The following is a 13,466-nucleotide window of genomic DNA, read 5'->3' as shown; positions in this document are numbered from 1 at the left end:
GCCCCATGCCTGCCCCCGCCGACATCGCGCATTACCAGCGCCCTGGCCTGCTGCAATTGCAGGAACTGCCGCCCCTGTCGCTGTACCTGCACCTGCCCTGGTGCCTGCGCAAATGCCCTTATTGCGACTTCAACTCGCACGCCGTGCGCGGCGCGGGGGCGGCGGCGGGCCTGGGGGCGGAGCAAAAGCTGCGCTATCTGCAGGCGCTGGAGGCCGACCTGGATGCGGCGCTGCCGCTGGTCTGGGGGCGCAGCGTCATCAGCATCTTCATGGGCGGCGGCACGCCCAGCCTGTTCGATGCCGAGCACATCGACCGCCTGCTGGCCAGCGTGCGCGCGCGCCTGCGGCTGGTGCCCGGCTGTGAGATCACGCTGGAGGCCAACCCCGGCACCTTCGAGACCGACCGCTTTGCCGCCTACCGCGATGCGGGCGTCACGCGCCTGTCCATCGGCGTGCAAAGCTTTGGCGATGCGCAGCTGCAGGCCCTGGGCCGCGTGCACAGCCGCGCCCAGGCCCTGGCGGCCGTGCAGGAAGCGCGCGAGGCCTTCGAGACCTTCAACCTCGATCTGATGTACGCCCTGCCCGGCCAGGATCTGGCGCTGCTGCGCGAGGATCTGGCCACGGCGCTGGCGCTGCAGCCGCCGCACCTGTCCGTCTATCACCTGAGCATCGAGCCCAACACCTTGTTTGCCAAGTACCCGCCGCGCCTGCCCGATGAGGACCTGGCCTACGACATGCTCGACCACATCACGGCCGGCACCGCGCAGGCCGGCCTTGAGCGCTACGAGGTCTCAGCCTATGCGCAGCCTGGCCATCAGTGCCGCCACAACCTGAACTATTGGCAGTTTGGCGATTACCTGGGCCTGGGCGCGGGCGCGCACAGCAAGCTCAGTTTTGCGCACCGCATCGTGCGCCAGGTGCGCGTGCGCGATCCGCAGCGCTACATGCAGGCCGCGCTGGCCGGCCAGGCCATCGCGCAGGAGCACGAGGTGGCCCGCCAGGATCTACCCTTTGAGTTCATGCTCAATGCGCTGCGGCTGCGCTCGGGCTTTTTGCTCTCCGATTACCAGCGTCGCACCGGCATGCCGCTGTCGAGCATCGAGCCGGCCTTGCAGCAGGCGTTGCAGCGCGGCCTGCTGGAGCAGCCCGGCCCCGATCTGCTGCGCCCGACCGAGCGCGGCTTTGACTTCCTCAGCGATTTGCAGCAGCTCTTCATGCCCGGCTGAACGGAGCGCGGGCCGATACACCTTGATACCACCGCGGCGCGGCCCATGCCGTGACAATGCCGCCCATGAAAAGCACCTTACCCCCCATCGCATCCCCCGCCCTGCTGGGCCTGTTGCTGGCTGCGCTGCTGTTGACTGCGCTGCCAGTGGCGGCCCAGCCCGCCAGCGCCCAGCCTGCCAATTCCCAGGCCGCAGCGCAGGCCACGCCGCCCCAGGCAGAGGCCAGCGCCGACCCGCAGGATCTGGCCGAAGGCAAGCGGCTGGGCCAGTTCGTCAACCGATACGGTTTTCGGCACTTGTACGTGCGGGTGCCCGTCGGGCTGGACGATGCCCGCATCATTGCGCTGGCGCAGCAGTGGCACCAGCGCGAGCCCGATGCCTGGCTGTGGCTGCTCGACGACGACAGCCAGTTCCAGCAGTTGCTGGGCAGCCTGCCCAAGATCGAGCAAGGCGATCTCGGCGACTTTCCCGCCCAATGGTTCAAACAGCACGCCGTGGCCAATCTGGTGCTGATGCTCCACCCGGACCGCAGCCGGCGCTGGGCGCTCTACCGAGGCGCCCAGCGGAGCGACAGCATGGCCGAGCTGCCCTGCATCCAGGGCAAGGGCGGATGCAAGCCTTGAGCGCGTGATGCACACGCCGGGGCGCTCTCGCGGGGGGCGCAAAGTGCATCACACGCTCTAAAATCGCGCCCTGTTTTCAACCGGCCAGCTTCCACCGGCCAGCGGGGCTGCAAAGCGCGCCCCGTCTCCACCCAAGCGATCGAACACCATGATTACGCTGGCCCTGTCCAAAGGGCGCATCTTCGATGAAACCCTGCCGCTGCTGGCCAGCGCAGGCATTGCCGTGCTCGATGACCCAGAAACATCGCGCAAGCTGATCCTGCCCTGCAACCGCGAAGGGCTGCGCGTGGTGCTGGTGCGCGCCAGCGACGTGCCCACCTACGTGCAGTTTGGCGGCGCCGACATCGGCGTGGCCGGCAAGGACGTGCTCATCGAGCACGGCGGCGAAGGCCTGTACCAGCCGCTGGATCTGCGCATCGCCCGCTGCCGCATGGGCGTGGCCGTGCCCGCTGGCTTTGACTACGCCAGCGCCGTGCGCCAGGGCGCGCGCCTGCGCGTGGCCACCAAGTACACCGCCATCGCGCGCGAGTTCTTCGCCCGCAAGGGCGTGCACGTCGATCTGGTCAAGCTCTACGGCAGCATGGAGCTGGCGCCGCTGACGGGCATGGCCGATGCCATCGTGGACTTGATCTCCACCGGCAGCACGCTGCGCGCCAACCAGCTGGTGGAGGTCGAGCAGATCATGGACATCAGCTCCCAGCTCATCGTCAACCAGGCCGCGCTGCGGCTCAAGCAGGCGCCGCTGCGGCAGTTGATCGAGGTCTTTGCCCAGGCCACCGCCGCACGCAGCGCGGCAGCGGCCTGAGGCTTGCGCCCCTGCCCTGGCTGCTGCCCCCATCCGCTCCGCGCCCCCGCCGCTGCGCTGCGGCGCACGCCCGCTGCCATGCCCCATGGCCGCAGCGCCAGCGCCAAGTGCCCCAGCGCCTTCATTGCCCGCCCTTTTTGCCATGACCTTCAAAGCCAGCCCCCTGCGCCTGTCCACCCAGTCGCCCGATTTCGAGGCCCAGTTTCAGCAGCGCCTGCACTGGAGCGCCGATACCGACGCGGCCATCGAGCAGCGCGTGACCGACATCCTGCAGGCCGTGCGCCAGGAGGGCGACGCCGCCGTGCTGCGCCTGAGCCAGCAGTTCGACGGCCTGCAAGCGGCCAGCGTGGCCGAGTTGGAAATCCCCGCCAGTGAGTTGCAGACCGCCTTCGACGGCCTGCCCCAGCCCCAGCGCCAGGCGCTGCAACAGGCCGCCGCGCGCATCCGCCGCTACCACGAGGCACAGAAACAGGCCGCCGGCCAGAGCTGGAGCTACCGCGACGAAGACGGCAGCCTGCTGGGCCAGAAAGTCACGCCGCTGGATCGCGCCGGCATCTACGTGCCCGGCGGCAAGGCCGCCTACCCCTCCAGCGTGCTGATGAACGCCATGCCCGCCCAGGTCGCCGGCGTGGGGCAAATCATCATGGTCGCCCCCACCCCCCGGGGCGAGAAAAACCCGCTGGTGCTGGCCGCGGCCCACGTGGCCGGCGTGCACCGGGTGTTCACCATCGGCGGCGCCCAGGCCATTGCCGCGCTGGCCTATGGCACGCAGACCGTGCCCAAGGTGGACAAAATCACCGGCCCCGGCAACGCCTACGTGGCCAGCGCCAAGAAGCACGTCTTCGGCCAGGTGGGCATCGACATGATCGCCGGGCCCAGCGAAATCCTGGTGCTGGCCGACGGCAGCACACCGCCGGACTGGGTGGCCATGGACTTGTTCTCCCAGGCCGAGCACGATGAGCTGGCGCAAAGCATTCTGCTGTGCCCGGATGCGGCCTACATCGACGCCGTGCAGCAGGCCATCGACCGCCTGCTGCCCACGCTGCCGCGCGCGGCCATCATCGCCCAGAGCCTGAACGGCCGCGGCGCGCTGATCCAGACCCGCGACATGGATGAGGCCTGCGCCATCAGCAACCGCATCGCGCCCGAGCACCTGGAAATCTCCAGCCGCGAGCCCCAGCGCTGGGAGCCACTGCTGCGCCACGCCGGCGCCATCTTCCTGGGGGCCTACACCAGCGAATCGCTGGGCGATTACTGCGCCGGCCCCAACCACGTGCTGCCCACCAGCGGCACGGCGCGCTTTTCCTCGCCGCTGTCGGTCATGGACTTCCAAAAGCGCAGCTCGCTGATCGAAGTCAGCCCGGCCGGCGCGCGCCAGCTTGGCGCCATCGCCCAGGTGCTGGCCGAAGGCGAGGGCCTGCAGGCCCACGCCCAGGCCGCGGCCATGCGCATGCAGGCGGGCGACTGAGCTGTCTCATCCGGCCCGGCGAGCACGCTCAGGGCCTTCTCTTTCTGCCGCCATGCCTGCCGCACCCACTCTGGCTTCGGCCACGCCCGCCATCGCCTCGCGCCTGCCCCAGGTGGGCGCCACCATCTTCAGCGTCATGTCCGCGCTGGCGGCCGAGCACCAGGCCATCAACCTGGGCCAGGGCTTTCCCGACTTTGGCTGCGACCCGCGCCTGCCGGAGGCCGTCAGCGCCGCCATGCAGCAGGGCCACAACCAGTACCCGCCCATGGCCGGCGTGCCCGCGCTGCGCCAGGCCATCGCCGCCAAGACCGGGGCGCTGTACGGCCGCGCCTACTGCGCCGAGCGCGAAGTCACCGTCACCGCCGGGGCCACGCAGGCCATCTTCACCGCGCTGCTGTGTTGCGCCAGGCCGGGCGACGAGGTGATCGTGCTCGAACCCTGCTACGACAGCTACCTGCCCGGCATCGCCCTGGCCGGCGCCACGGCCGTGCGCGTGCCGCTGACGCCCGGCAGCTTCCGGCCCGACTTCGACCAGATCGCCGCCGCCATCGGCCCCAAAACCCGCGCGCTCATCATCAACACCCCGCACAACCCCAGCGCCACCGTCTGGTCGCGCCAGGACATGCTGCGCCTGCAAGAGCTGCTGGCACCCACCAACGTCCTGCTCATTTCCGACGAGGTGTACGAGCACATGGCCTACGCCCCGCTGCGCCACGAAAGCGCCGCGCGCTACCCCGGCCTGGCCGCGCGCGCCTTCATCGTCAGCAGCTTTGGCAAGACCTACCACGTCACGGGCTGGAAGGTGGGCTACGTGCTCGCCCCCGCCGCGCTCAGCGCCGAGTTCCGCAAGGTGCACCAGTTCAACGTGTTCACCGTCAACACCCCCATGCAGCATGGCCTGGCCGCCTACATGCAGGATGCCGCGCCCTATCTGGGGCTGCCCGCCTTCTACCAGGCCAAGCGCGACCTGTTCCGTGAAGGGCTGGCGCAGACCCAGTTCAAGCTCTTGCCCTGCGAAGGCAGCTACTTCCAGTGCGTGGGCATCGAAGACCTCACCGTGCCCGAGCGCGACCTGCCGGAAGACCAGTTCTGCCAATGGCTCACGCGCGAGATCGGCGTGGCCGCCATCCCGCTGTCGGCCTTCTATGGCGACGGGTTCGACCAGAAGCTCATCCGCTTTTGCTTTGCCAAGCAGGACGACACCCTGCGCGCCGCATTGCAGCGGCTGGCTCGGCTGTAGTGGCGCGCCCGATCTTGCCCCGCCCCGATCTCAAAGCGCGATCATCAAGGAGAGCAATCAAGGCGCATCCTCGCCTTCCGGCTGCTGGCCGCCAGCGCGGCCCAGCGTAGCCAGGGCCGCAGCCATGTCACCGCGCTCTGCACGCTGCATGAAATAGTCGGCCGTCTTCAGCGCAGCCAGCTTTTCGGCCACCGCACTGACGATGAACTGGTTCAGCGTGCTGCCGTCCTCGCGGGCGACTTGTTCGGCGCCGGCTTTCAAGGAGCGCGGCAGGCGCAGGGCATAGTTGCTGGGGGTTCCCATTTCAATCTCCTTCGATGATTTGCCGGGGTGAGGCAAGCGCCAGGCCAAAGTGCCGGGCTTGGGGAAGATAGTCGCGCTGGTTAAAGGTCACGATGCCCACGGGCCGGCCCCAGCGCTGGGCATTGACGGCCAGCTCCAGCACCATGTCGTCGTGCGGATCGCGCAACTGGGGCCTCCATAGGAAGTGAATCTCCACGGTTTGCACGACACCGGCCAGCACATCCAGCACATTGCACACCGCTGATGCAGACAGCTCAGCCGCAGCCAGATGTTCGGGCCGCAGCAGTACGGCTTCATACTCCATGAACACCGGCACGCTGCACGCCACGCGCAAGCGGCCCAGCAGCGTGCGCCGCAGCAGCTCTGCAGAAAACCCCGCCGGGCTGCGCAATGCGGCCACAAGCACATTGGTATCCAGCACGTACAGCATCATATCGCCTGCAATATATTCCAGCGGCTGCGTGATGGCAAGCAGCCGCCCTGCGCGTTCCAGAACGATGCCCGCATCTGCCCCACTCAGGGGCAAATCCCCAGGCAATAGCCGCTGGGCAGCAGGTAGATGCTGTTGTGCCCCACGTCGCCTTCGGGCAAGGGCACGCCCTCGGGCACATAGAAGTGGGCCGAATAGCCGCCGTACATGCCGCTGGGAAAGCGCATGGCTTGCAGGATGCGGTAATGGTCTTGGACGGGTGCGTCCGGCTGGTTGCGCAGATAGGCGCGCTGGCCGCGCTGCTGGCGGTTGGCCGCGTATTCACGCTCGGTGGCCTGGCGCACGATGCCGCGCTGCAGCAATTGCTCCATGCCGCCCTGGCCCGAGTGCAGCTCATCGCTGCCTTTTTGCAGGCTGGCGATGTGGCCGTGCGATATCCACCGGGCGCTGGGCTCGCCGATGAGCACTTCGCCCGTGCGGTTGCTGCTGAACTTCTGCGCCTGGCTGGCAAAAGACGGCAGGCCCTGGGGGCGGTGGCTTTTGCAGCGCGGCTCGTCGTGGGAGGTGGTGAGCACGGGCACTTGCTCATCGGTGCCGATGGGGTATTGGCGGTGGTAGCCGCTGGCCCAGACGGCGGCGATGCGCGTCTGCGGGCTGCGCGAGATCTGCCAGATGGTGGGGTAGTAGCTGCTCAGCAGCAGCACGACGGGCTTGTCCGGCTGGTTGATGCGCGCCTGCACGTGGTAGACCACGCCGCCGCCGCTGTCGTCGCCCTTGAGCTGGATGCCCTGCAAGCGCTTGCCCTGGCCGATGCGGGCGGGCTGGTCGATGTGCAGCGCCGTGAAGTCCGGCGGCAGCGCCGCCATCCACTCCTGGCAAGGGGCGTCGCTGTGCGCGCTGCGCTCCTTGTAGTGGCGCTTTTGCTCGCTGGCGGCCGCCTGGCTGCGGGCGTACCAGCGCTGCGCCTGGGCGATGCGATCCATGGCTTCGGGCGTGACGCTGCGGCAGGCCGCGCCGGGGCGCAAGGGCGCATCGGTGTAGCACTGGTCCCTGGTCGCTTTCTCCAGCGCCAGGCGCCGGCCGGCAAAGCGTGCCGGCGCCTGGGCAGTAAAGCGCAGCGTCACGCCCGCTTGGTTGCGCGCCTGCGCCGCGCTTTGAAAGACCGGGGCCAGCAAGGCGGGCTGCAGCGGCTGGCCTGACTGTGGCGGCGCGCCCATTGGCCCGCTGGCCCCGCGCTGGTAGGCCTTGGCTTCGCGAATGGCCTGGGCCATGATTTGGGCATCGCTGGCCTCCTCGCCGCCCTCCCCTTGCGCCTGGGCAGGCCATGCGCCCGCCAAGCCCATCAGGCCAGCGAGCCAAGCGGCTCGGGCCGCGCTGTCGGCATTGGCCGTTGTGAATATGGGTGCTCGCATGCGGTCCTCCTCCCTCGTAATAACGCCATGGGCTGGCTGCGCCGCAGAAGTTACGCTTTAGAGGCACAGGCATTCAAAGCCTAGATGATGTGGGCATCAAACGACTTGGCTGCGCCTAAGCGCAACTTACTGAAAGGGAACTCTGCTAATGGCTGGCTTGTAGAGTCGGTATTCCGCTACCGACTTTCTATAGTGAAGAGCCAAAATTAAAATAGCAAATTTCTTAAAAAATCATAAAAGTTAGCAAGACAATGGGAAATTAAAACACCTCTTATCCGATTTTTATTTATCCATACCCACCCTTTTTGTATCACTACCCATTACAGAGCGTATCTTCTCAACAAGTTCGCGAGCAGCGGCTTCATTTCCATTCAACCAAGCAATCGTCAAGCGATCGCTAAGTCCCTCAACATCCATTTGCATTTCTTTAGCCAACGCAGGAAATACCCTCTTAGCACGAGCACTACCATTATAATCTTGACCTACCATACTAGCTTTCGCGAACGCATCCGTTAATCCGTTAAGCAAACTCTCAGCAGCCTTAATGTTTGACTCCTCTAGTAGAAGCATTTCAGGCGCAACTTCACCAGGCAACGAAAAAATTCCGCATTGGGGTGCATCACCAATATCTGGATCTCTTACTCCTACTGCTCGAACCCCCTCATCTCTGAAGCTCTTGACTAATCGGTAAACATCATCTGTATTACCGACAGGCACAATAGAACAGTTCGTAAGCAGACTCTTGTCATAGCGACGCAGGATCTCACATAGAAAATTTTTACCAACATAGTCCTCAACCAAAATCAAATCTTTGTTGGAATTGGCAATCCCAGAGAGTGCACGAGCCGCAGCAATAGCTGGCGCCTTCGGCACAACAGTTACGCCTTTTTGAGTACGCGCAAGTAATACTCGTGCATCTGGTGGCAGTGTTTCAAAAAGTGCTGCGGAATGAGTGGCCAAAATAATTTGATGCCCCTTACGCCTGGCGAGTGACATTAAATACCAAGCCAAACCGCGTTGTGCATCTGGATGAAGAGTAATCTCCGGTTCTTCGAGAAGTACCAGCGACTTATCTGGGAGCAGTTCAAGCGACTGAATGAGGCGGATTACCTTCTGCTCACCAGCACCCATGTGTGGCTCGCCATATGTATAATCACCTTTCTTGACCTGAGGAAGTGAATCACTCCAGTCTCCCTTAGGAAGGCCAACCTTATGCATACTACCCGCTGGATAAGGAACCCCCAGTACAGTAGAAATACTGCCTAACAACTCCTGCTTAAACTTATTCCTTTCCTTAATCTCTAATTTTGATCGAAATACATGAAGACGATCTTTTCTTTCAATTCTTGGGGCAAAATTAGCTATTCCAAAAAACTCTACATTTCTAGTTGGATTGTCATGACGAGGATAGCCCCAGCGAGTGCGCTCCTTTCTATACGGAATATTTAAGGTTGAGTGATCGTTCCAAAAACTAAACGAAACCGATGACCCATCTCCAAATGCTGGCGTTTCATCACCCAATGCATTCCGTACCCAGTCCCCAATTTTATAAATACGCCCCCCTTGCTGACCTACGTATGCTGCCGAGCAAAGCTGTAATACAGTGGTTTTCCCACTCCCATTCGTACCGGCAATGGCTGTAACCGGCCATGAAAAATCTATCTTTGCAGATAGCCCTCGAACTCCAGTTATAGAGATTGATTTCAATATGTTACCAAAAAGCCCATCTCGAGCCTGCGGATTATTCCACTTCTTATTAATTTTTTCTATCTCTTCATTTATTTCAGAAATATTTGCCATAACACCCCATCTATATATTAGATACCACCCGTGAAATTCCATCACTAAGCAAGAACCGGCACACAGCAATCAAACTCACCAAACCTCCTTGTTTGATTGAAGAAATCCGAGTATTCATCCCAAAGCCGGGTTTCTTCTAGGCTATACGATCTTCTGCATGTGAACTTGTAGCTATCTGATTTTTGCTGGGCACTTGCCCCCTTACTTGCGCTGCGGTGGCAGGTCGGTACAGCTGCCGTGGGCGACCTCGGCGGCCATGCCGATGCTTTCGCCCAGCGTGGGGTGGGGGTGGATGGTCTTGCCGATGTCGATGGCGTCCGCGCCCATTTCGATGGCCAGGGCGATTTCGCCGATCATGTCGCCGGCGTGGGTGCCGACGATGCCGCCGCCGACGATCTGGTGGGTGGCTTCGTCAAACAGCAGCTTGGTAAAGCCTTCGTCTCGGCCGTTGGCGATGGCGCGGCCGGAGGCGCTCCAGGGGAACAGGCCTTTTTTCACCTTCACGCCCTGGGCCTTGGCCTGGTCTTCGGTCAGGCCGACCCAGGCGACTTCGGGATCGGTGTAGGCCACGCTGGGGATGACACGGGCGTTGAAGGCGGCGCGGGCCAGCTTTTCGTCGCCTTTGAGTTCACCGGCGATGACTTCGGCGGCCACGTGCGCCTCGTGCACGGCCTTGTGCGCCAGCATGGGCTGGCCGACGATGTCGCCAATGGCGAAGATGTGCGGCGCACTGGTGCGCATGTGTACGTCCACGGGGATGAAGCCGCGCTCGGTGACGGCCACGCCCGCGTTTTCGGCGCCAATTTTCTTGCCGTTGGGGCTGCGGCCCACGGCTTGCAGCACCAGGTCGTAGGTTTGCGGCGGCGGCGCGCCTTCGCCCTCGAAGCTGACTTCGATGCCCGTATCGGTGGCGCGGGCGGCCACGGTCTTGGTGCCCAGCATGATGTGGTCGAAGCGCGGCGCGTTCATCTTTTGCCAGACCTTGACCAGATCGCGGTCGGCGCCTTGCATCAGGCCGTCCATCATTTCCACCACGTCAAGCCGTGCGCCCAGGGTGCTGTAGACGGTGCCCATCTCCAGCCCGATGATGCCGCCGCCCAGCACCAGCATGCGCTTCGGAACACTCTTGAGCGCCAGCGCGCCGGTGGAATCGACCACGCGCGGGTCTTCGGGCATGAAGGGCAGGCGCACGGCCTGGCTGCCTGCGGCAATGATGGCGCGCGCAAATTGCACGACCTGCTTGCCGCCGGTTTTCTCCTGGCCGCTGCCGCTGGTTTCCTCCACTTGCAGGTGGTTGGCGCCGACGAAGCTGCCATAGCCGCGCAGCACTTTCACCTTGCGCATCTTGGCCATCGCGCTTAAGCCCCCGGTGAGCTTGGCGATGACTTTTTCCTTGTGGGCGCGCAGTTTGCCGATGTCGAGCCTGGGCGCGCCGTAGTCCACGCCCAGCGCGGCCAGGTGGCCGACCTCGTCCATCACGGCGGCCACGTGCAGCAGCGCCTTCGACGGGATGCAGCCCACGTTCAGGCACACGCCGCCCAGCGTGGCGTAGCGCTCGACCAGCACCACGTTCAGGCCCAGATCGGCGGCGCGGAAGGCCGCGCTGTAGCCGCCGGGGCCGCCGCCGAGCACGAGCACGTCGCATTGCACGTCGGCGCTGCCGCTGTAATGGGCAGCTGTGGGCGCGGGGTGATCGCTCCCTCTCCCGCCTGCGGGAGAGGGTTGGGGTGAGGGCGCGGCCACCGCTGGGGCAGACGCGTTTGCCCCCACCCTGCCCTCGCCCAGAGGGGGAGGGTTCGCCGCAGCACTGGCCTCGCTGGCTTCCAGCGTGAGGATGACGCTGCCTTCACTCACCTTGTCGCCCAGCTTGACCTTCAATTCCTTGACCACGCCCGCGTGGCTGCTGGGGATTTCCATGCTGGCCTTGTCGCTTTCCACGGTGATGAGCGACTGCTCCACCTTCACCGTGTCGCCCGGCTGCACCAGCAGTTCGATGACGGCCACGTCGGCAAAGTCGCCGATGTCGGGGACTTTGATTTCAGTAATAGCCATACTTATCCCCCTCTACAATTAGGATGAATAGAAATAAAAAATAGTACGGCAGATGCAACGGCTGTCACATAGAAATAAAATTGAACTAATGAATCATCATTTTCTATTTTTTTTCTCAATAAGTAACGTCTCCCCCGGGATCTCTTGGAATCATTTAAAATGCTCTCTATATTTTTTATTCTTTCTTCTGTTTTACGCAATAATTTATAAGCCAGCAAAGCCGCAATAACAGGAACAAACAAAGATAAAAAAGATTTAAAATTCATCAACCAGTAGCAATTACAATATCCTAAGAGCGCTAGTGCCAGCGGCACGAAAATTGCAATATTCCACTCCCCTATTGTGAGGCCCCAAAATACTTTTTTAGAACACATCTCACATCTCCTGTCTTACAGCATCACCCGGCGGAAGTCCGCCAGCACCTGGGCCAGATAGGCGTTGAAGCGCGCAGCCGCCGCCCCGTCGATAACGCGGTGGTCGTAGCTCAAGCTGAGCGGCAGCATCAGGCGGGGCTTGAATTTCTCGCCATTCCAGCGCGGGCGCATTTCGCTGCGGCATACGCCGAGGATGGCCACTTCGGGCGCGTTGATGATGGGCGTGAAGTAGGTGCCGCCAATGCCGCCCAGGCTGCTGATGGTGAAGGTCGCGCCCTGCATGTCGGCCGGGCTGGCCTTGCCGTCGCGGGCTTTTTTGCTGAGTTCGGCCAGCTCCTGGCTGATCTGCATCACGCCCTTGGCGTCGGCCTGCTTGATGACGGGCACGACCAGGCCATTGGGGGTATCGGCAGCGAAGCCGATGTTCCAGTACTGCTTGTAGACCAGGTTGTCGCCGTCCAGGCTGGCGTTGAATTCGGGGAATTTCTTCAGCGCGGCCACGCAGGCTTTGATGAGGAAGGCCAGCATGGTGACTTTGACGCCGCTCTTCTCGTTTTCCTTGTTGAGCTGCACGCGCAGGGCTTCCAGCTCGGTGATGTCGGCATCTTCGTTGTTGGTGACGTGGGGGATCATCACCCAGTTGCGCGCCAGGTTGGCGCCGCTGATCTTCTTGATGCGGGACAGCGGCCTGGCCTCGACGGGGCCGAACTTGGCGAAGTCCACCTTGGGCCAGGGCAGCAGGTCCAGCCCGGCGCCACCGCCTGTGCCACCACCTGCGGGCGCGCGGGCGGCCTGGGCCTGGGTTTGCAGGCGGCCGGCCATGACGGCCTGGGTGAATTGCTGCACGTCCTGCTGCGTGATGCGGCCTTTGGGGCCGCTGCCTTTGACCTCGGCCAGCGGCACGCCCAGCTCGCGCGCGAACTTGCGCACGCTGGGGCTGGCGTGGGGCAGGCCCAGCGGGGGTTTGGTCGGGTCGTGGGCGGCGGGGGCTGCGTTGGCGGCCGCCCTGCCCTCACCCCTGCCCTCTCCCGCCTGGGCGGGAGAGGGAGAAGATGCGGCGGCAGGGGCCGCAGCGGGCGCGGGAGCAGATTCACGCTCAACGCCGGACGCCGAACGCTGAACCGGCGGCGCAGCCGCCGCGCCTTCCAGCACGGCGATCACGTCGCCCATGTTGAGCTTGTCGCCCAGCTTGACCTTCAGCGCCTTGACCACGCCCGCATGGCTGCTGGGGATTTCCATGCTGGCCTTGTCGCTCTCGACGGTGATGAGCGATTGCTCCACCTTCACCGTGTCGCCGGGCTGCACGAACACCTCGATCACGGCCACGTCCTTGAAGTCGCCAATGTCGGGCACGCGCACTTCGACCGGGCCGCTGGCGGCGGGGGCGGCCGCTGCCGGTGCCGGTTCCGCCGGCGCGGCGCTTGCTTCGTTTTTGGTCGCTGCCTGCGTTGGTTCAGCGGGCGCTGGGGCCGGTTTTTCTTCCGCCCCTTCAGCCTCCAGCAGCAGCACGACGGCGCCTTCGCTGACTTTGTCGCCCAGCTTGACTTTGAGCTCCTTGACCACGCCGGCGTGGCTGCTGGGGATTTCCATGCTGGCCTTGTCGCTCTCCACGGTGATCAGGCTTTGCTCGGCCTGCACGGTGTCGCCCGGCTGCACCAGCAGCTCGATGACGGCCACGTCCGAGAAGTCGCCAATGTCGGGGACCTTGACTTCAACCAATGCCATGTGTTGTC

12 protein-coding genes are annotated in these 13,466 nt (G+C 63.8%); 5 read left to right on the top strand and 7 right to left on the bottom strand.

The annotated features are described in order from the left end of the window. Positions 1–5: 5 nt before the first annotated feature. The 5 genes from hemW to CK625_RS02570 all read left to right on the top strand — a co-directional run bounded on the left by hemW (position 6) and on the right by CK625_RS02570 (position 5,362). Complete coding sequence (gene hemW / locus CK625_RS02590; protein WP_095538674.1) at positions 6–1,226, top strand: radical SAM family heme chaperone HemW; 1,221 nt, start codon at positions 6–8, stop codon at positions 1,224–1,226. Between the two features lie 65 nt (positions 1,227–1,291). Further along, positions 1,292–1,849, top strand: coding sequence for a hypothetical protein (locus tag CK625_RS02585; RefSeq protein WP_143326149.1), 558 nt, complete (start codon positions 1,292–1,294; stop codon positions 1,847–1,849). A gap of 148 nt (positions 1,850–1,997) precedes the next feature. Beyond that, the gene (hisG, locus tag CK625_RS02580) at positions 1,998–2,654 is read left to right on the top strand and encodes an ATP phosphoribosyltransferase (RefSeq protein WP_095538672.1); all 657 of its coding nucleotides are present in this window, start codon (positions 1,998–2,000) and stop codon (positions 2,652–2,654) included. Between the two features lie 142 nt (positions 2,655–2,796). Beyond that, on the top strand, positions 2,797–4,122 hold the full coding sequence (gene hisD / locus CK625_RS02575) for a histidinol dehydrogenase (RefSeq protein ID WP_095538671.1): 1,326 nt from the start codon (positions 2,797–2,799) through the stop codon (positions 4,120–4,122). Between the two features lie 52 nt (positions 4,123–4,174). Beyond that, positions 4,175–5,362 (top strand): pyridoxal phosphate-dependent aminotransferase, encoded by a 1,188-nt coding sequence (locus tag CK625_RS02570; protein WP_095538670.1) that lies wholly within the window; start codon positions 4,175–4,177, stop codon positions 5,360–5,362. 57 nt (positions 5,363–5,419) lie between these two features. Here the strand turns inward: CK625_RS02570 and CK625_RS13870 are convergent, their stop codons facing one another. From CK625_RS13870 to aceF, 7 genes are all read right to left on the bottom strand, one after another. Beyond that, positions 5,420–5,665, bottom strand: coding sequence for a toxin-antitoxin system HicB family antitoxin (locus CK625_RS13870; protein WP_122244637.1), 246 nt, complete (start codon positions 5,663–5,665; stop codon positions 5,420–5,422). Between the two features lies 1 nt (position 5,666). Continuing rightward, the gene (locus CK625_RS02565) at positions 5,667–6,203 is read right to left on the bottom strand and encodes a putative toxin-antitoxin system toxin component, PIN family (RefSeq protein ID WP_172425028.1); all 537 of its coding nucleotides are present in this window, start codon (positions 6,201–6,203) and stop codon (positions 5,667–5,669) included. Beyond that, positions 6,182–7,507 (bottom strand): hypothetical protein, encoded by a 1,326-nt coding sequence (locus CK625_RS02560; protein ID WP_143326148.1) that lies wholly within the window; start codon positions 7,505–7,507, stop codon positions 6,182–6,184. Before CK625_RS02560 ends, CK625_RS02565 begins: the two co-directional genes overlap by 22 nt. Positions 7,508–7,789: 282 nt before the next feature. After that, on the bottom strand, positions 7,790–9,307 hold the full coding sequence (locus CK625_RS02555; protein ID WP_172425066.1) for an ATP-dependent nuclease: 1,518 nt from the start codon (positions 9,305–9,307) through the stop codon (positions 7,790–7,792). A 201-nt stretch (positions 9,308–9,508) separates the two neighbouring features. Continuing rightward, positions 9,509–11,359, bottom strand: coding sequence for a dihydrolipoyl dehydrogenase (gene lpdA / locus CK625_RS02550; RefSeq protein ID WP_095538668.1), 1,851 nt, complete (start codon positions 11,357–11,359; stop codon positions 9,509–9,511). A 2-nt stretch (positions 11,360–11,361) separates the two neighbouring features. Continuing rightward, entirely contained in the window at positions 11,362–11,733 is a 372-nt protein-coding gene (locus CK625_RS13540) for a hypothetical protein (protein WP_143326147.1), read from the bottom strand. 15 nt (positions 11,734–11,748) lie between these two features. After that, entirely contained in the window at positions 11,749–13,458 is a 1,710-nt protein-coding gene (gene aceF / locus CK625_RS02545; protein ID WP_095538667.1) for a dihydrolipoyllysine-residue acetyltransferase, read from the bottom strand. Positions 13,459–13,466 lie beyond the last annotated feature (8 nt).

This window comes from Vandammella animalimorsus (genome assembly GCF_002285265.1).
In the GTDB taxonomy this organism is placed as follows: Bacteria; Pseudomonadota; Gammaproteobacteria; order Burkholderiales; family Burkholderiaceae_C; genus Lampropedia.
Note: the sequence above shows the minus strand (reverse complement) of the source record. Positions and strands in the feature narration are given on the sequence as shown.